General features: G+C 64.2%; 19 protein-coding genes. All 19 read left to right on the forward strand.

Features of this window, described 5'->3' with window-relative positions:
- The first annotated feature begins 171 nt into the window (after window positions 1-171).
- The 19 genes from ASD28_RS31120 to ASD28_RS13415 all read left to right on the forward strand — a co-directional run bounded on the left by ASD28_RS31120 (window position 172) and on the right by ASD28_RS13415 (window position 15,493).
- Window positions 172-558, forward strand: coding sequence for an SseB family protein (locus ASD28_RS31120; RefSeq protein ID WP_082577737.1), 387 nt, complete (start codon window positions 172-174; stop codon window positions 556-558).
- Between the two features lie 1,250 nt (window positions 559-1,808).
- Window positions 1,809-2,558, forward strand: coding sequence for a flagellar hook-basal body protein (locus ASD28_RS13330; RefSeq protein WP_156404045.1), 750 nt, complete (start codon window positions 1,809-1,811; stop codon window positions 2,556-2,558).
- Between the two features lie 2 nt (window positions 2,559-2,560).
- Window positions 2,561-3,346 carry a flagellar basal-body rod protein FlgG gene (gene flgG / locus ASD28_RS13335; RefSeq protein ID WP_056128197.1) on the forward strand — a complete coding sequence of 262 codons (786 nt, stop codon included), beginning with the start codon at window positions 2,561-2,563 and terminating at the stop codon, window positions 3,344-3,346.
- A 22-nt stretch (window positions 3,347-3,368) separates the two neighbouring features.
- On the forward strand, window positions 3,369-4,346 hold the full coding sequence (gene flgA, locus ASD28_RS13340; RefSeq protein ID WP_056128199.1) for a flagellar basal body P-ring formation chaperone FlgA: 978 nt from the start codon (window positions 3,369-3,371) through the stop codon (window positions 4,344-4,346).
- A 10-nt stretch (window positions 4,347-4,356) separates the two neighbouring features.
- Window positions 4,357-4,932, forward strand: coding sequence for a flagellar basal body L-ring protein FlgH (locus ASD28_RS13345; protein ID WP_162252931.1), 576 nt, complete (start codon window positions 4,357-4,359; stop codon window positions 4,930-4,932).
- A complete protein-coding gene (locus ASD28_RS13350) occupies window positions 4,932-6,047 on the forward strand; it encodes a flagellar basal body P-ring protein FlgI (RefSeq protein ID WP_082577739.1) in 1,116 nt (371 codons plus the stop codon). Before ASD28_RS13345 ends, ASD28_RS13350 begins: the two co-directional genes overlap by 1 nt.
- Before the next feature lie 13 nt (window positions 6,048-6,060).
- Window positions 6,061-6,435 carry a flagellar basal body protein gene (locus ASD28_RS13355; protein ID WP_056128204.1) on the forward strand — a complete coding sequence of 125 codons (375 nt, stop codon included), beginning with the start codon at window positions 6,061-6,063 and terminating at the stop codon, window positions 6,433-6,435.
- Window positions 6,435-6,866, forward strand: a complete 432-nt coding sequence (flgC, locus tag ASD28_RS13360; RefSeq protein ID WP_056128206.1) for a flagellar basal body rod protein FlgC — start codon at window positions 6,435-6,437, stop codon at window positions 6,864-6,866. Before ASD28_RS13355 ends, flgC begins: the two co-directional genes overlap by 1 nt.
- Complete coding sequence (gene fliE / locus ASD28_RS13365; protein ID WP_056128209.1) at window positions 6,866-7,168, forward strand: flagellar hook-basal body complex protein FliE; 303 nt, start codon at window positions 6,866-6,868, stop codon at window positions 7,166-7,168. The genes flgC and fliE overlap by 1 nt, the downstream gene beginning before the upstream one ends.
- A gap of 9 nt (window positions 7,169-7,177) precedes the next feature.
- The gene (gene fliF, locus ASD28_RS13370) at window positions 7,178-8,650 is read left to right on the forward strand and encodes a flagellar basal-body MS-ring/collar protein FliF (protein WP_056128212.1); all 1,473 of its coding nucleotides are present in this window, start codon (window positions 7,178-7,180) and stop codon (window positions 8,648-8,650) included.
- Entirely contained in the window at window positions 8,647-9,171 is a 525-nt protein-coding gene (locus tag ASD28_RS13375) for a hypothetical protein (RefSeq protein WP_056128214.1), read from the forward strand. Before fliF ends, ASD28_RS13375 begins: the two co-directional genes overlap by 4 nt.
- Window positions 9,159-9,983, forward strand: a complete 825-nt coding sequence (locus tag ASD28_RS13380; RefSeq protein ID WP_162252932.1) for a FliH/SctL family protein — start codon at window positions 9,159-9,161, stop codon at window positions 9,981-9,983. The genes ASD28_RS13375 and ASD28_RS13380 overlap by 13 nt, the downstream gene beginning before the upstream one ends.
- Complete coding sequence (locus tag ASD28_RS13385; protein WP_056128219.1) at window positions 9,983-11,293, forward strand: FliI/YscN family ATPase; 1,311 nt, start codon at window positions 9,983-9,985, stop codon at window positions 11,291-11,293. The genes ASD28_RS13380 and ASD28_RS13385 overlap by 1 nt, the downstream gene beginning before the upstream one ends.
- Complete coding sequence (locus ASD28_RS13390; protein ID WP_056128222.1) at window positions 11,290-11,757, forward strand: hypothetical protein; 468 nt, start codon at window positions 11,290-11,292, stop codon at window positions 11,755-11,757. The genes ASD28_RS13385 and ASD28_RS13390 overlap by 4 nt, the downstream gene beginning before the upstream one ends.
- Complete coding sequence (locus ASD28_RS13395; protein ID WP_156404046.1) at window positions 11,747-12,748, forward strand: hypothetical protein; 1,002 nt, start codon at window positions 11,747-11,749, stop codon at window positions 12,746-12,748. Before ASD28_RS13390 ends, ASD28_RS13395 begins: the two co-directional genes overlap by 11 nt.
- Complete coding sequence (locus ASD28_RS13400; protein WP_056128227.1) at window positions 12,745-13,149, forward strand: flagellar hook assembly protein FlgD; 405 nt, start codon at window positions 12,745-12,747, stop codon at window positions 13,147-13,149. The genes ASD28_RS13395 and ASD28_RS13400 overlap by 4 nt, the downstream gene beginning before the upstream one ends.
- A gap of 9 nt (window positions 13,150-13,158) precedes the next feature.
- Complete coding sequence (locus tag ASD28_RS13405) at window positions 13,159-14,346, forward strand: flagellar hook protein FlgE (RefSeq protein WP_056128231.1); 1,188 nt, start codon at window positions 13,159-13,161, stop codon at window positions 14,344-14,346.
- Complete coding sequence (locus ASD28_RS13410; RefSeq protein ID WP_056128234.1) at window positions 14,346-15,155, forward strand: FliM/FliN family flagellar motor C-terminal domain-containing protein; 810 nt, start codon at window positions 14,346-14,348, stop codon at window positions 15,153-15,155. Before ASD28_RS13405 ends, ASD28_RS13410 begins: the two co-directional genes overlap by 1 nt.
- Window positions 15,152-15,493, forward strand: coding sequence for a FliM/FliN family flagellar motor switch protein (locus ASD28_RS13415; RefSeq protein ID WP_056128236.1), 342 nt, complete (start codon window positions 15,152-15,154; stop codon window positions 15,491-15,493). The genes ASD28_RS13410 and ASD28_RS13415 overlap by 4 nt, the downstream gene beginning before the upstream one ends.
- The last annotated feature ends 2 nt before the right edge of the window (window positions 15,494-15,495 follow it).

The raw sequence follows: 15,495 nt of genomic DNA on the forward strand, positions 1-15,495 counted from the left end.
TGGGAAACGGGTGATCAGCCACGTCGCTTAGGTATCAGTCTTGAGCGGCAGGCATATTTGCATCAATGTGATGAATGTAAAGTATTCTGGGAGCAGCGCGAGCGTTATGCTGATGTAATAACATTTGCAGAGGCAAGTCTCTTTTATCCGGAATTTATTAAGAGTTAAATCATGAATGAATTTATTTCAATAAACGAATTGGAAAGAAGCTTGCTGGCGGCTCAGGAAAAAAGAATTCCCGTTGAGGAATTTATTCGTCAACTTGTGGCCTCGAACATTGCGTTACCTTCCGCAGTTGAGGTCCAGGAAAATGGCTCGGGCTTCCAGCCAATTATTTTTGATAAATTAGGCACGAAAATGCTTGCGATATTTACTGACAAAGCGAGGGTGACTCAGTTAGAGCATATTGCCAAGTACTGCCTAGTGATGAATGCGCTTGAGATGCTTCGTCGTATTCCATCAGGGTATGGCATCGTGATTAATCCGGGCCTGAACGTCGGCTTAGAGTTGTCTCCTGACGGTATTGCAGAGATAGTAAAAGACTTTACACCTAGTTAAATGACGCGCTATTTTCAGACAATTTGTTAAAGTCCGACAATTTCTGTGACAAGTCTCTCATTCTCATCCAACACGTCCAAGCGTTCGGCCTTCAAACTGGCGCGGTAGGCGAGTTCTTAGAGGACGACGGCTTTTCGCAAAGTCACGTTTTCCGTCGCGCAGTTGGCTAGCGCCAGTCACTCCAGTTTCGCGTTGAGCCCCGGCGACTTGGTCAGGGTCACGCGAATCGGTCCATTGTCGGTGACCACGGCGGAGTCCGCTCGTTGATGCGTCGATTAGCGTAGATTCTATGCCTGCGTCTTTGGCCGTCGCAACTGATGTTCGGGCGTTTCGCGGGACACGACGCACCCGAAGTCATGTAAGCACATTGCGCACGTAACGCGCGGGCGTTCTTTTTCAGCCGTAAGTGGCTGAATTCAAGGCCGATTCGCTGTTTACACTTTGGGCCTTGCTGCGCTCGCCAAAAACCGCGTCGCCTCAAGATCATTATGGTCAACGACGCGTTCAGCGACGCGAGCAATGTGGGGACGTACCACTCCGACGCGACGGTGGATGACCACATTCGCAGTGACTACACGAACACACACAGGGAGCTGACGAATGGCGTGGCGCAGGCGACCTCCACGGGCCACCTGACGGTATTGAGCGGCTAACTGTCCGGCAAGACGGGCAATAACGCCACCGGCAATGTGTACGATGCCAACAGTAACCTGATCGGCGTCGGATACACCACGGACAGCGATGCACCGAAGAGCCGTACGGCCAGGAACACATCCGCTCTACCGTGGAACGACGTGCACGAGTTCCAGAGCCCCATGACTCTCTAGTGCCGCACTATCTCTGGAACAAGTCGCTCATCCTCATCGAAGACGCCTAAGCGCTCGTCCTCAGGCTGACGTGATCGGCGATTTGATGCATAGCGATCGCTTGCGCAAGACCTTGGCTTTAGTCGAGTAGTTGGCCATCGCTGACTGCTCGAGTTTCGCGTTTAGCGCGGTGACACAGCTAAGGTCGAGCGGTTTGGCTCATCTTCTGTCGTCTTGGCCGCCTCGGCTGATCGGGTAACGTGAAATCATGAGACCACATTAACACCGAATACCCCATCGCTCTGCGAGTTGGGCTTTCTCCTAGTTGGCTTGACACAGCTTAACCAATGTAGCAACGGTTGTTCCGAATATTTTCCCCAGTGCTAGTATTTATTTGAAGAAAATTTTGCTCCACTGTAGGGGCGCTAATACTGGGGGAATGTTGTGGACGTCACTGCAATCGCCAGCATTGGCATGCAAGCGGACCTTGCGCGGATGGAGAGCATCAGCCATAACACGGCAAATGTGCTCACTCCCGGGTTTAAACGCCAAATCTCCATCACCTCCGGTTTCGCCCCGCAGGTGCAGCAGGGCATGCAGCAAGGTGGCGGCCAGAACGCAGTTTTGACCATGCAGCCCACCACGCTGGTTCCGGTGCAAATGATGATCGATCCGTCCTCGGGCGCTCTCCGTCACACCGGTATTGTTCAGGATGTGGCCATCGAAGGCCAAGCCTTTTTTGAAGTGGCAACCCCGACCGGACCTGCTTATACCAAAGCCGGCAGCCTGCGCACCGATGCGCAGGGACGCCTCGTCAACCTCCAGGATTTTCCCATCATGGGCATCGGCGGCGAAATCCGTCTGAACAACACGCCGTTCACCATTGCTGCAAACGGCGACGTTTCGCAGGACGGCCGCGTGGCAGGGCGCCTGAAGCTGGTGCAGTTCGATCATGCCGAAGGCCTGGTCCCGAGCGGCAACGGCGTCTACTTGGCCGGCAGCGCGCAACAAGTGCAGGACGTGAAGACGCCGTCGACCCTGCGAACCGGCTTCTTGGAGGACTCGAACGTCAGTTCGCCGCAGGAGATGGTTCGCCTGACTGAAACCGTACGCCATTTCGAGTCCCTGCAGCGCCTGGTGCAAGGTTACGACGACACATTGGAAAAAACCATTCGTAAGCTCGGAGAGTTTTGACCATGAACGACTCGCTTTACATCGCCGCTACCGGCATGCACATGCAGCAAAAGGGCGTTGATACCATCTCGAACAATCTGGCGAATGTGAACACGACGGGGTTCAAGAAAGGCCGCGTGAGTTTCGAGGATCTGGTCTATCGCGACATGGCGGGCGCCGCTGCGGCAATCGACAGCGCCAGCGTGCCGCAGCGCCTGTGGCAGGGCAGCGGCGTAGGCATGTCGGCAATCGTCAAGTCGTTCATCGCCGGTGATCTGAAAAAAACTGATTCGCCGATGGACCTGGCGATCCAGGGCGAGGGGTTCATCGAGGTCGTCACGCAGGATGGGTCGCCCGCGTTTACTCGCGGCGGCACCCTCACCATCGACAAGGACGGTTATCTGGCCACGACAGGCGGACACGTGCTGAAGCCGTCCATCCACGTGGGTAATGACGCACGTACCATCGTGATCGAGGCGGACGGTCGGGTCATGGTGCGCACCAGCGACAACGGGCAGGCCCTTGAAGCTGGGCGTCTGGAGCTTGTCCGTTTTGCAGATACAAGCGGCCTGGCGGCGCTGGGCGGCAACATGTACAAGGCGACAGAGCGCTCCGGCGATCCGATTTCCGGTCGTCCGGGCGAAGACATGATCGGCACGTTCGTGCAGGGTTCGCTCGAAGCGTCCAACGTGAACTTGGTCGAGGAAATGGTGAGCCTAATCGTCGCCCAGCGCGCCTACGAATCGAGCGTGAAAGTGCTCCAGGCGTCCGACGAGATGCTCGCAATGAGCAACAACCTGCGTAAATAGCGGTTTTTAATCAGGCTCTTCAATGTCCTTCCAAACGTCCCTGTTGCTGGGCGCTGCCATGCTGTTGCCCATGCATTCGTATGCCCAGTTGCCCGATGGCTCCGCCCTGTCGGTCGAGCTGCGTACGGACGCGCTAGTCGGTCACGCGCGCATTGTGTTGTCGGACGTCGCTGTGATCCGTACGGATCGTACGCAGGCACCAGCACTCGTCGCTGCGCTTGGCGCCGCCGAGCTGGGACGCGCGCCGCGTGTCGGCTACGTGGAGCGCTTAAGCCGAGCCCAGATCGAGCAAACCATCCGTCGTACGACGGCGAACGTGGGCGCCGTGAACTGGAGCGGGGCTGCGGCGGTGGCCGTGCGTACCGAGGCGCAGGCGGTGGCGGCGCAAACGTTGGCCCAGGCCGCAATCGCGGCACTGCAGCGGTACTTGGCGGGCCCCGGCGACCGCACGACGATTACTGTGGAAGCGCCGCCCGCGGATGTGCTGGTACCGGTTGGCGAGGTCGAGTTGCGCCCGCGCGCCTTAGCGGCCAAACCGCGGAATGGCCGAGCTGCCGTGTGGATTGACCTTCACGTGAACGGCGAGTTGTATCGCAGCGTGCTGGTGCCGCTGTTGGTGTCGGTCCGCCAGCAGGCGTACCTGGCGCGCCATGTGATCACCGCCGGCAGCATTGCCACAGCCGCCGACTTCGAGGTCGCGGAGGCGGATGTGGCCGGCACCAATGCGCTGACGACGCAGCAGCCGCTGGCGCCGTTCCGCGCCGCGCGGGAGTTGCATTCCGGCCAGCCATTGACTGCCGCCGCCATGCTGGCCGGAGGTACCGTATTGCGTGGCGACCAAGTCCGTCTGACGATCCGGGCCGGAGCGATTGGCATCGAGACCGCCGGCGTCGCCGTGGATGACGCTGGACCGGGTCAACCGATCCGGGCACGCCCCAACGGCAGCCAGGATATCGTTACCGGACACCTTGGACCGTCCGGCGCCGTCATCGTCGATTGAGGGAATGCACATGAACTTCCGATTTCGGTACGTCGTGGTCCTCCTGCTGGCCAGTGCCAATGGCGCGACGGCGGGCGATAGCCTGTACCGCCCCGACACTTATCAGGCGCTCACTTCCGATCTGCGCGCGCGCCGCATCGGTGACCTGATTACCGTGATGGTCTACGAAAGCGCGAGCGCCAGCAGCACCGCCAACACGACCGCGGCGCGTGACGCCAACGTAGGCTTGAATGTGCAGGGGAACGGTAAGCGCTGGGACGCACGCATCAATGCCGGTAATCAGATGGACGGCCGCGGCCGCACTGAGCGCGAAGGCAAGGTACTGGCGCAAATCACAGTATCGATCCGCGCCATCGGCGAGCGGGGCGATTTGACGATCGCCGGCGAGCAGGTCGTGGACATCAATAACGAGCGCCAGCAGATCTCGATCGAAGGCGAGGTGCGCCCACAGGACGTTTCGGACACAAATGTCGTGTTGTCAACCCGAATCGCGAATGCGCGCATCCGATATTCCGGCCAGGGCGATGTGTCCGACAAACAGCGCCCAGCCTGGTGGCAGCGCCTTCTAAGCTTGTTCGGCGTGTGATGACGATGCTTCGACTTTTCGTTCTGACGTTGGCGCTGACCGTGGCGGGCGCGGCGGCCGCCGACGACGCGATCCGGATCAAGGATATCGGCAAAGTTTCGGGCTGGCGCGAGAACGCCTTGACGGGCTACGGCCTGGTTACGGGCCTCGCCGGCACCGGCGACTCGGCGCGCAACAAGGCCACGCGCCAGTCGATCGCCAACATGCTGGCGCGGTTCGACTTGACGCTGGCGGCCGACGACGTGCAAAGCCGAAACGTGGCAGCCGTCATGGTCACCGCGACGCTGGCGCCGTACGCCCGCCCAGGCGACGCGATCGACGTGACCGTGACGTCGATCGGCGATGCCCGCAGTCTGGTGGGCGGTGCGCTGATGCTGGCGCCTCTGAAGGGACCGGACGGCAAGATCTACGCGCTGTCGCAGGGCGCGTTGTCCGTTGGCGGTTACAAGTACGACATGAACGGCAACGTGGTGCAAAAGAACCACCCGACCGTTGCGTCGATCCCAGGCGGCGCGATCGTCGAGGCGGGCGTTCCGGGGAATGAAGCCGGCGAGCGCGCCAACGTCACGTTCGTGCTGTCCGAACCGGATTTCACCACGGCAAGCCGCGTGGCCAGTGCCATCAACGGCCGCTTCGGTAGCCAGCTGGCGATTGCCCGCGACGGTTCCGGCGTGGACATCGCTATTCCGCCTCAGCGGCGTGAGCGTATGACCGATTTCCTTACCGAGGTCGAGAACGTCATGGTGGAGCCGGACCGGCGCGCGAAGGTCGTCATCAACGAGCGCACCGGGACCATCGTCTCGGGCGGCGACGTGCGCATCACCAAGGTGGTGGTCTCGCATGGCGACCTGAAGGTGTCGATCGTCACCGAGAACTCGGTATCGCAGCCGCTGCTGGTGCGCCAGACCGGGCCGGGCGTGCAATCGCTGCCGGTGACGAACACCCGCGTGTCCGTGGACGAGCATGATGGCGCCGGCTACGTCACAGCCAACAACACGGTCGGTGACCTGGTGCAATCCCTGGCCCGCCTGAAGACGAATACTCGCGACATCATATCCATCCTGCGCGCGGTCAAGGCCGCAGGTGCACTGCACGCCGACTTGGTCGTCCAATGAACCTGGAGACAACGTGATATCCGTAGTCGACAACAATCTGACCGCCTTGCTTAGCCTGGCCCTGGACGCCGCCCAGATGCGCCAGCAGGCGATCGCCCAGAACATCGCAAACGTCAACACGCCGGGCTACCGGCGCGTCAGCGTCAGCTTCGAGCAGCGCATCGCCCAACTGACCCGCGATGGGACAGGCGGTGCGGCGCAGATGCCGTCCTACCTGTCGTACTACCGCCCGAAGATCGAGTACGCAACCGGCGTCGAAGGTCCCGTCCAGCTGGACCAGGAACTGGCCGACATGTCGGAAACCGTGCTGCACCACCAGGCATTGCTGAAGGCATTGAACAAGCAGCTCGAACTGATCGGTCTCGCCATCAACGAAGGGAAACGCTAATGGACTTCAATTCGACGTTCGCGATCAGCGCCAGCGGCATGGCGGTGGAAAAAATGCGCCTCGACGTCACGGCCGCCAACATCGCGAATATGCACTCGGCTGCCGCCAATGCCGGTGGCGTATACCGCCCGCTGCAAGTGGTGTCGCAGGCGGTGCCGCTGACCTTTGCGCGCGAATTTGGCCAACTCGTCACGGCTGGCGGCGGCGCGCGCGTCGTCGCGGTCGAGCCGCAGGCCGTGGCGCCGCGCATGGTGTACGAGCCGGGCCATCCGTACGCGGATGCCAAGGGCTTCGTCGCCTATCCGGGCGTGAACCACACGGCCGAGATGGTGAACCTGAACACGGCGCTGCGCGCCTATGAAGCCAATGTGGCAGCGATGAGTGCGGCCAAGGCGATGGCGGCGCACGCACTGGAAATCGGAGGCAAGTGATGAGTATCGAAGCAATCGGCGCGGTCCGCGCCACGGTGGATGCGGACGGGCTGCTGGCCCCCGCCGCCGTGCAACCGGCGCAGGGCGGGTTCGCGCAGTGGTTCGCCGGCGAAGTGGGCACGGTCGACCGGAGCGTCGCCACGGTGCAGAACGATATCGGCAAGCTGGTGAAGGGCGAAACCCGCAGCCTGCACGAAGTGATGATCCACATGGAAGAGGCCAAGCTGTCGTTCCAGCTGCTGGCCCAGGTGCGCACCCGTTTGCTCGAGGCGTACCAAGAAGTCATGCGCACGCAGGTCTAGGAGCGATAGGTGGCCTCGATCGTGGAATTCTGGACCGGTCTCGGACGCGGCGCGCGCGCAGGCCTGGTGCTGGGCACGCTGCTGATCGTCACGCTGGCGGTCGCACTGGGGGTATGGGCTTACCGGCCCGATTACCAGGTGTTGTTCGCCGAGGTGGCGCCGCGCGACGCGGCCGCCATGACGGCGGAGCTGGACAAGATGAAGGTGCCGTACGAACTCGGCGAGAACGGCACGGCGATCCTCGTGCCGCGTGCGCTGGTGTACAAGACCCGCCTCGCCCTGATGGGTAAGGACGTGCCGCTGCATGGCGCGGTCGGTTTTGAGGTGTTCAACAATGCCGATTTCGGCATGACGGAATTCGTGCAGAAGGTGAACTACCTGCGCGCGATTCAGGGCGAATTGACGCGCACGATCCTCGCGATCGACGGCGTGCAGAACGCGCGGGTGCACCTCGCGCTGCCCGACCAGGGTCTGTTCAAGAAAGCCGTCACGAAGGCGAAAGCATCGGTCACCGTGACCATGAAGCCGGGCCAGACCATGAGTCCGGAACAGGTCGCGGGAATCCAGCGCCTCGTGGCGGCGTCGGTCGCGGACATCGCCAGCGGCGACGTGACGGTGCTGGACCAGCACGGCGTGGCGCTGACGCGTGCGCAGGGCGACGAGGAAGACGGTGGCGCGGGGGCGATGCAGCTCGATGTGAAGCGCAGTACCGAAGAGTACATGATGAAGAAGGTTGCGGCGGTGCTGGACCGGACTTTCGGGCCGGGCGAGGCCATCGCCAGCGTGGACGTCGCACTGAATCTCGATCGCGGCAAGCTGACCACCGAGGAAGTCCTGCCCTCGAAGGCCGGGACAGCGGACAGCGCCCCGACGGGCGTCGTCGTGCGCGAGCGCCAGACGCTGCGCGACGGCAGCCCCGCGACAAACAATGCGCCGCCAGCAGCGGGCGGCGACATGACGAGCAACGAGGCTGAGTACCAGGTCGGCCGGCGCGTGGAGCAGCTGGCGATCGCCGGCGGCACCGTGCGCCGCATGACTGTCTCCGTGATCGTCAAGCAGTCGCTGTCGGACGCGCAGCTCGACAAGCTGAAGGAAGTGGTGGGACTGGCCGTCGGCTTCAATCAGACGCGCGGCGATGCCATCGTCGTCAATTCGATGGATCGCCTCGTTGCATCGGGTACTGCGCCGGTGGCGCCGATGGCTGCCGACCTGAACGCCATTGCCGGTGAGGCCGCGACTCCGGTCCCCGTCCGTGGCGAGCGGGACAAGGCATCGGTCAAAGTTGTGGCCGGGGTCCTCACGGGACTGCTGGTACTGGCGGCCATTGCTGCCCTGGCCTGGATACGTTTGCGCCATGCCGCGTACCGGAAGCCGCAGCCCCGCGTACTCGACGACGTCGCGCGCGAACAGATGTTGGTCGATGTCCGCCGCTGGATCGCGATGCGACCGGTGGACGACGTCGTCGGGGAGGTTCGCAAATGAACGGCCACCGCCAGGCTGCCGTGGCCTTGTACGGCTTGGCGTCCAGCGACCAGGTGCGCATCCTCGCGGAACTGCCGCTCCAAGACCAGCGCATCCTGCAGGAGTACCTGGCCGAACTGGCCGCCCTCGGGTTCGACAAAACCGCCAACATGAGCGAGGCCACGGCTCCGATGCCCGTTGCGCCGGCCGCCGCACCGCTCGAACCGCAAGCGTGCCTGCGTGGGGCGGCCGCGGCCGATGTGCTGGCGGTCGTCGGCCATGAACCGGCGGCGCTGATCGCGCAACTGCTCGCGATCGACAGCTGGCCATGGGCCGGCGCCGTGCTCGATGCGCTGGCGCCGCACAAACGCATGCTGGTGCGCGAGGCGCTTGATGCCGGCATCGCCGACGCGCCAGCACGCACACATTTTCTGCTTGCCGCTGTTCATGCCGGCGTGGCGCATGCTCCGGCGGCGTCTGCCCCCGTCCGTGCACGCCGGCTTCCCGCCTTCTTGTGCAAATGGTTGCCATGGACCCGATAATTCGCCTCGCCCAGGTGTCGCCCGTGACGCGCCGGATCGGCCGTGCCGCCGTTGCGGCTCCCAAACGCACAGTTGTAGAGATGGCGCCCGCGTTTGATCCGTTGCAGCTCCCGAGTGCGCCCGTGGCCGCGCCCTCCGCCGTCCCGCCGAGCGCGCAGGCTGCGGTTGCGGACGCCGTTCCTGTCAACGCATGCGCATGTGCGGACAAATTGGCGCGCGCCGAGCGTGAACACGAGGCCGCTCTGGCCCGGCGCGATGCGGAGATCGACGCGCTGCGCGCAGCCGCCCAGCAGGCAGCCATCGATCTGACGGACGCCTACACGGACGCCGAACGGCGCGGGTACGAGGCCGGCGAGAAACAGGGAAAACAGGCTGCGGCCGCAGCGATGCGGGCGGAAATGGACCGTGTGACGTCTCTCGCCGGCGAGATCGACGGCGCGCTGCGCAAGCTGACCGCCACGGCCGAAGATGCCATGGTGGACATCGTGTTCACGGCCGTTTGCCGCATCATTGGGGAGCGGGGCGCGACCCGGACAGCGGTGCAGGACGTGGTACGTGCCGCAGCCGCCGCCATGCGCGAGCGAGAGCAGTTGGTTGTGCGTCTGCATCCGGACGACGTCGCGCTCCTGAAAGGCGACGCGGACGGTGGTGCTTTGCGAATCGACGCCGACCCGGCCGTGGCGCTGGGCGGTTGCATGATCGACGGGCCCGCCGGCTCGCTGGACGCCCGCTTCGAAACGCAGCTTGAAGCGCTCGGCGCGGTGCTCAAGAGCGTGCGCGCGCAGCGGCTGGCCGGGCAGGAGGCCGCTTGATGGAAGCCTATCTCGACGCCGTACTTACCGTCCCGCTGATGCGCCGCCGCGGCCGCGTGAGCGGTATCGCGGGCCGGAGCATCGAGGCGGTCGGCCCCGAGGTCACCATCGGCGAGGTGTGCCGGGTGCACCTCGACACCGGAGCAATGCTGACGGCCGAAGCCGTGGGCATGAAGCCCGGCCGGGTGATTCTAATGCCGTATGGCGAATTGCGCGGCATCGGCGTGGGCAACGAGATTCTCGCGACCGGGCGGTTGGCCTACGTGGAGGTGGGCGATGGCTTGCTCGGCCGCGTGATTGATGCGTTCGGGGCGCCGCTGGACGGCATGCCGGCGCCGCGGCTCGCGGCGAGCCGGAACTTGACTGCGGATCCGATCAATCCTCTGACGCGTCCCCGCATCGATCAGCTGCTGGAAACCGGTGTACGCGCCATCGACACGCTGTTGCCGCTTGGACGCGGCCAGCGTGTGGGGATCTTTGCCGGCAGCGGCGTCGGCAAGAGCACGCTGCTCGGGATGCTGGCGCGCGACGTGAAGGCCGACATCAACGTCATTGCGCTGATCGGCGAGCGCGGACGCGAAGTGCGTGAATTCATCGAGAAGCATCTCGGCGCGGAAGGCCTCCAACGCAGCGTCGTCGTGGTCGCCACGTCGGACCAGCCGGCGCTGGCTCGCACGCGCGCCGCACATGCCGCCACGGCGATCGCCGAAGCGTTTCGCGACGAGGGCCGGCAAGTGCTGCTGATGATGGATTCGATCACCCGTTTCGCAATGGCGCGCCGCGAGATCGGCCTGGCCGCCGGCGAGCCGCCCACCGCGCGAGGCTATACCCCGTCGGTATTCGCCGACATCCCGGCCCTGTGCGAACGCTGCGGCACCACGGATTCCGGCGGGTCGATCACCGCGCTGTATACCGTGCTGGTCGAGGGGGACGATTTCAACGAACCGATTTCCGACATCGTGCGCGCCACGCTGGACGGCCACATCATGCTGTCGCGTGATCTGGCCCATGAAGCGCATTTTCCCGCCATCGATGTGCTGCAAAGTGCCAGCCGCCTCGCGGGCGAACTGGTGAACGATGCGGAGCAGGAGGTGATGACAGCGGCCATCGAGCTGATCGCGACCCACGAGCGGAACCGGCAAATGGTCGACATGGGGGCCTACAAGGAAGGCAGCAACGAAGCGATCGACCGAGCCATCAAGCTGTATCCCGGTGTGCGCGCGGTCCTGCGCCAGTCGGTCGTGGAGTCGAGCACCCGCGCCGAGGGCCTGGAACGTCTGCGCGCGGCGCTGGACGGGGAGGCGCGATGACCCGCACGCGCTTCCGTTATGCGCTCCAGCCGGTGCTGCTGACGCGCCGATGGGCGCTGGATGCCTTGCTGCTCGAATTGGGTGAGCACAACGCCGCCATCGCGGCGCAGGCGGCACTGCAGGCCGAAACGCAAGCCAGGTATCAAGCCGCCAGGTCCGACTGGCGCGCGATGGCCGCAACGCCGCAGGCGCAGTCCGTACAGACCTTTGCCATGAACGGACGCTATCTCGACGACCTTGCGCGGCAGATGCGTGAGCAGGCGGCGCGCATGGACGAGCTGAGCGCCGCCCGCGACGAGGTCGTCGCGCAGGTCGAGCGTGCTCAACGCGCGCTGGAAGCCGTCGAACGGCACCGCGACGACATGCACCAGCAATACATACAGAAGCGCGTGAGCGCGGATTTCAAATTGGCGGATGACCAATGGAACACACTGCAGACTGGAGGCGCGAGCCATGACCATTAACCTGGATTCGACCCAGTGCGCCCCGGCGGCTACGGCGGCACGGCTGGACCGGCACGATCCCGACGCACGCCAGGATCGCTGGATGCTGGAACTGGAGCGCGCGATGTTCTCCACGAGCGCAAAGAAACCGCGCGGCGCCGATGGCGGGCAGACCGTGGCGGCGCAGCAGGAGAGCGTGCGTCCGGACTTGGCGGAAGCGGCGGCGCCGCCTGGACAGCGGCCCACGGGCCTCCCGCAGCGTGCCGCGGGCGGAGTGCGAGGCGTCGACAGTCAGTTGGGCGGCGCCGCGGATTCCGCAAAACGGACCGGCGTGCAGACTGCCCGTGACGCCGTGGCCGACCGGAACGAAGATGGGAAAACCGCCGCCGGCCCGGTTGCCGTGGCCGCCGTCGTGCCTGCGTTCGCGCATGCGCAGGCGGGCGTGCAGACCGCGGCAGCATTTACCGCCACTGGGGGCGCGACGGCCGTCGCGCCGACGGTGCACAGCGTGCTGCGCGCTGCGGCCAGCAGCGACCCTATCGGATCCGTGCAGATCGTACAGGCAGCGCGCCAGATCGCGGTGCCGACGTTGGCATTATCCCAATCTGCGGCGCCGGCGTCCGAGGCCAGCATGCCGGCCGAAGCAGCACCGGACAGCGTGGAACGGCCGGCGTCAGACGCAGCCGGGTCGGCAGAGGCGGTCGAATTCGACAAGCGTGTCATGCACCTGTTTGCCGGCACCGACGGCATGCACGCGTACATCCGCGACGCCGAACTCGGTGCCGCCCAGATGCGCAGCGTCGCCGCTGCGCTCAGCTTCGAGCTTGCGCTCGGCGGCCAGCCACTCGCCACGCTGACCGTCAACGGCAAACGGATCGGCCTGACAAAGAAGGATGTGCCGGGCGGTGCATTCGATGCCGACGGCTTGGCTTCGCCCGCCGGCGACGAGCCGGCCGGAGCGCGCCCGTATTCCCATTCTCTCACGCACGCGCGGAAAGACTCTTCCGAATGACTATCAGCACCGCAACCGCCGTCGGCACCCCGCAGGCCGCGCAGTCCAGCAATATCGGCATCGAGGACTTTTTGAAGATCCTGACGTCGCAGCTGAACAACCAGGATCCGCTCAAGCCCGTCGATAACCAGGAATTCGTGGCGCAGATCGCCCAGTTCGCAACCCTTGAACAGAGCCGTCAGCTCAACGCGAAAATCGATTCGCTGCTGTCGGTGCAGTCGTCGACCCAATCGATCGGACTCCTTGGGAAGTCGGTCGATTTCACCCAGAGCGGCCAAACGCTTTCGGGCAAGGTCACGGGGCTGGCATTGGCCTCGGGCCAACCGATGCTAAGCATCACGACCGCGAGCGGGAGCATCACCGATAACGTCAGCCTGTCGCAGCTCGTCAATATTCGCTAAGGACACATTATGTTCGATACCATCTTTATTGGCACTTCCGGGCTGCTGAACCATGCGAAAGGCCTGCGCGTGGTCGGCAATAACCTTGCCAACGTCAACACGCCGGGCTTCAAGAGCTCGCAGTTGCAGTTCTCCAGCCTGTTCGAGCAGAGCGGCGGCCGCCCATCGCAATCGGAAGGGGCGGGAAATCTGGTGCGGACCGGTTCCGGCCTGGGCTCGTTCGGCACGCAAATCAATTTCCGTGCGGGCCTGGAGCAGGGGACTGGTAATCCACTCGACCTCGCCATCGATGGCAATGGATTCTATGTCGTCAAGCGCGGTGACAACCTGCTGTACACGCGCGCCGGCGATTTCAATTTCAACGCCCAGGGCATTCTAGTCAATTCGGCCGGCGATCACGTGCAGGGTCTCGAGAATGGCCGGCTGACCGACATCAGCCTGGATAAGCTGGAGCGCAGTGCGCCGAAGGCGACCGCCACCGTGACGTTCCGCGGCGAACTGGCGCTGACGGCGGCCACGCCGCCGATCGACAAGACACTGGCCGGTGTCACTGTTCTGGACGCCAACGGTGTGGACCACCCGCTCAGCCTGAGTTTCCACAATGACGGCAACGGCGTGTTCACGGTGACGGCAAAGGATGGCGCCAATGCCACGGTGGCCACCGGACAAATAAAGTTTTCCGGCGGCGTCCCGGTCGCCGGGTCAAATTCGTTGTCCTGCTCGTACACACCGGCCGGCGGTGCCGCGGCACCGCTGCTGCTGGATTTTTCCAAACTCGTCAGTGTGGAGACCACAACCGTTCCCATCAGCGTCGCTTCGCAGGACGGGTACGCGGTCGGGGTCAGAACCGACCAGACTTTCGACGCCGACGGCTTGTTGACGGTCCAGTATTCGAATGGACAAAAGGTCAGTGGCCCGCGGATCGCGCTCGCCGATTTTTCCAGTGAAGGTGCACTGGAAGAAGCGGGTGGGAGTACGTTCCGTACCGCGGGCGGGGCCGAGGCGCAGTACGGCTATGCCGGTACCGGCAGTTTCGGCAAGCTCGCTTCGGGCCGGCGAGAAGGATCGAATGTCGATCTGGCCGAAGAATTCGGCAACCTGATCCTCATGCAGCGCGGCTATCAGGCGTCGTCGCACGTCATCAGCACGGCCAACGACATGATCCAGCAATTATTCGACATGAAGGGTAACCGCTGATGTCCGCGCTCGAGGTCCGGCCGTTTCGGCTGCTGGGCGAGGGCGCTGTGCGCGTAGTGCACACGGCGCTCATGCAGGCAGTTTCCGCCTGGGCGGCCGATTGGGGGCTCGCGCCGGCGGTTGTCGACGTCGACGTGCACCGTGCCTGGGGCGACGCATCGGCCCGGACGCTGGCATGGAACCATGGCGCACAGTCGAACGGCCGGCGCGCTTGGCTGGCGGTCGGCCCCGACGTCGCCACCGGTCTGCAACAGATGATGTTCCCGGCGGACCCTAGCTATGGTCCCGTCGGTAGCGCCACGCCCGCACTAGCCGCAGCGGGCGCGTTGCAGGCCCTCGACGCTTTGCTGGATGCGCTGCTGCGGACATCGTTGTCGAGCCAACACAATGTGCCGCGCTGCGGCGCCGCAGTTCCAGCCGTACCCTGGGAGTACGGGTCGGGCGCTCTCGTAGCGCGGCTCGCGGTCGGCAGCCGGCATTTCCACGTCCTGCTGGACGCGCCCGCCGTGCAGGCGCTGGTGCCGCCGGCCGCGCCGCTCCCGGTCCTGAGGGCGGTCGACGTGGCGGCCGGCGTGGCCGACGTGCCAGTGTCGCTGCGGCTCCAAGCGGGCACGGCGCGGGTCGGGGTGGGGGCACTGTTGTCGCTGGCGCCCGGCGACGTCATCCGTCTCGACAAGCAAGCCGATGCGCCGCTGACGCTCGCGTCGATGTCGAGCCATCCGCTGTTCCACGCTTATCTCGGGCGCTGCCGCGACGAGGTTGCCGTCGAGCTCGTTCAAAGTCATACCCCAGCTGGAGAAGTGCAATGAGCCATACCAGCAGCAAAAGCGTCTTGGGCGTCATCCACCATGTCGAGTTACCGGAGTTGGAAGAACGTGGCGGTAGCGGCGCCGCGCTGCTCAATTCGCGTACTGAATTGTTGGACAGTATCGGCGTCGACGTCTCCGTCGTCGTCGGCCAGGCGCACACGACGGTGGGTCGCCTGATGAGCCTGAAACAGGCCGACGTCCTGAAAATCGACCGGGCCGTCGACCAGGTGGTCGACATCGTCGTCAACGGAAATATCGTCGCCCGCGGCCAACTGGTCGTGGTGGACGACAGCTTCGGTGTGCAGGTCACCGAAGTGGCAGCTGCCGTCCGGGCGTGAAC

It is taken from the genome of Massilia sp. Root133 (genome assembly GCF_001426525.1).
In the GTDB taxonomy this organism is placed as follows: Bacteria; Pseudomonadota; Gammaproteobacteria; order Burkholderiales; family Burkholderiaceae_D; genus Telluria; species Telluria orientalis.

Coding starts and splice junctions, on each gene's coding strand:
- flgC (WP_056128206.1), top strand. CDS start 6,435: ATGGACTTCAATTCGACGTTCGCGATCAGCGCCAGCGGCATGGCGGTG.
- ASD28_RS13405 (WP_056128231.1), top strand. CDS start 13,159: ATGTTCGATACCATCTTTATTGGCACTTCCGGGCTGCTGAACCATGCG.
- flgA (WP_056128199.1), top strand. CDS start 3,369: ATGTCCTTCCAAACGTCCCTGTTGCTGGGCGCTGCCATGCTGTTGCCC.
- ASD28_RS13400 (WP_056128227.1), top strand. CDS start 12,745: ATGACTATCAGCACCGCAACCGCCGTCGGCACCCCGCAGGCCGCGCAG.
- flgG (WP_056128197.1), top strand. CDS start 2,561: ATGAACGACTCGCTTTACATCGCCGCTACCGGCATGCACATGCAGCAA.
- ASD28_RS13380 (WP_162252932.1), top strand. CDS start 9,159: ATGGACCCGATAATTCGCCTCGCCCAGGTGTCGCCCGTGACGCGCCGG.
- ASD28_RS13385 (WP_056128219.1), top strand. CDS start 9,983: ATGGAAGCCTATCTCGACGCCGTACTTACCGTCCCGCTGATGCGCCGC.
- ASD28_RS13410 (WP_056128234.1), top strand. CDS start 14,346: ATGTCCGCGCTCGAGGTCCGGCCGTTTCGGCTGCTGGGCGAGGGCGCT.
- ASD28_RS13415 (WP_056128236.1), top strand. CDS start 15,152: ATGAGCCATACCAGCAGCAAAAGCGTCTTGGGCGTCATCCACCATGTC.
- ASD28_RS13390 (WP_056128222.1), top strand. CDS start 11,290: ATGACCCGCACGCGCTTCCGTTATGCGCTCCAGCCGGTGCTGCTGACG.
- ASD28_RS31120 (WP_082577737.1), top strand. CDS start 172: ATGAATGAATTTATTTCAATAAACGAATTGGAAAGAAGCTTGCTGGCG.
- ASD28_RS13345 (WP_162252931.1), top strand. CDS start 4,357: ATGAACTTCCGATTTCGGTACGTCGTGGTCCTCCTGCTGGCCAGTGCC.
- ASD28_RS13350 (WP_082577739.1), top strand. CDS start 4,932: ATGACGATGCTTCGACTTTTCGTTCTGACGTTGGCGCTGACCGTGGCG.
- ASD28_RS13375 (WP_056128214.1), top strand. CDS start 8,647: ATGAACGGCCACCGCCAGGCTGCCGTGGCCTTGTACGGCTTGGCGTCC.
- fliE (WP_056128209.1), top strand. CDS start 6,866: ATGAGTATCGAAGCAATCGGCGCGGTCCGCGCCACGGTGGATGCGGAC.
- ASD28_RS13395 (WP_156404046.1), top strand. CDS start 11,747: ATGACCATTAACCTGGATTCGACCCAGTGCGCCCCGGCGGCTACGGCG.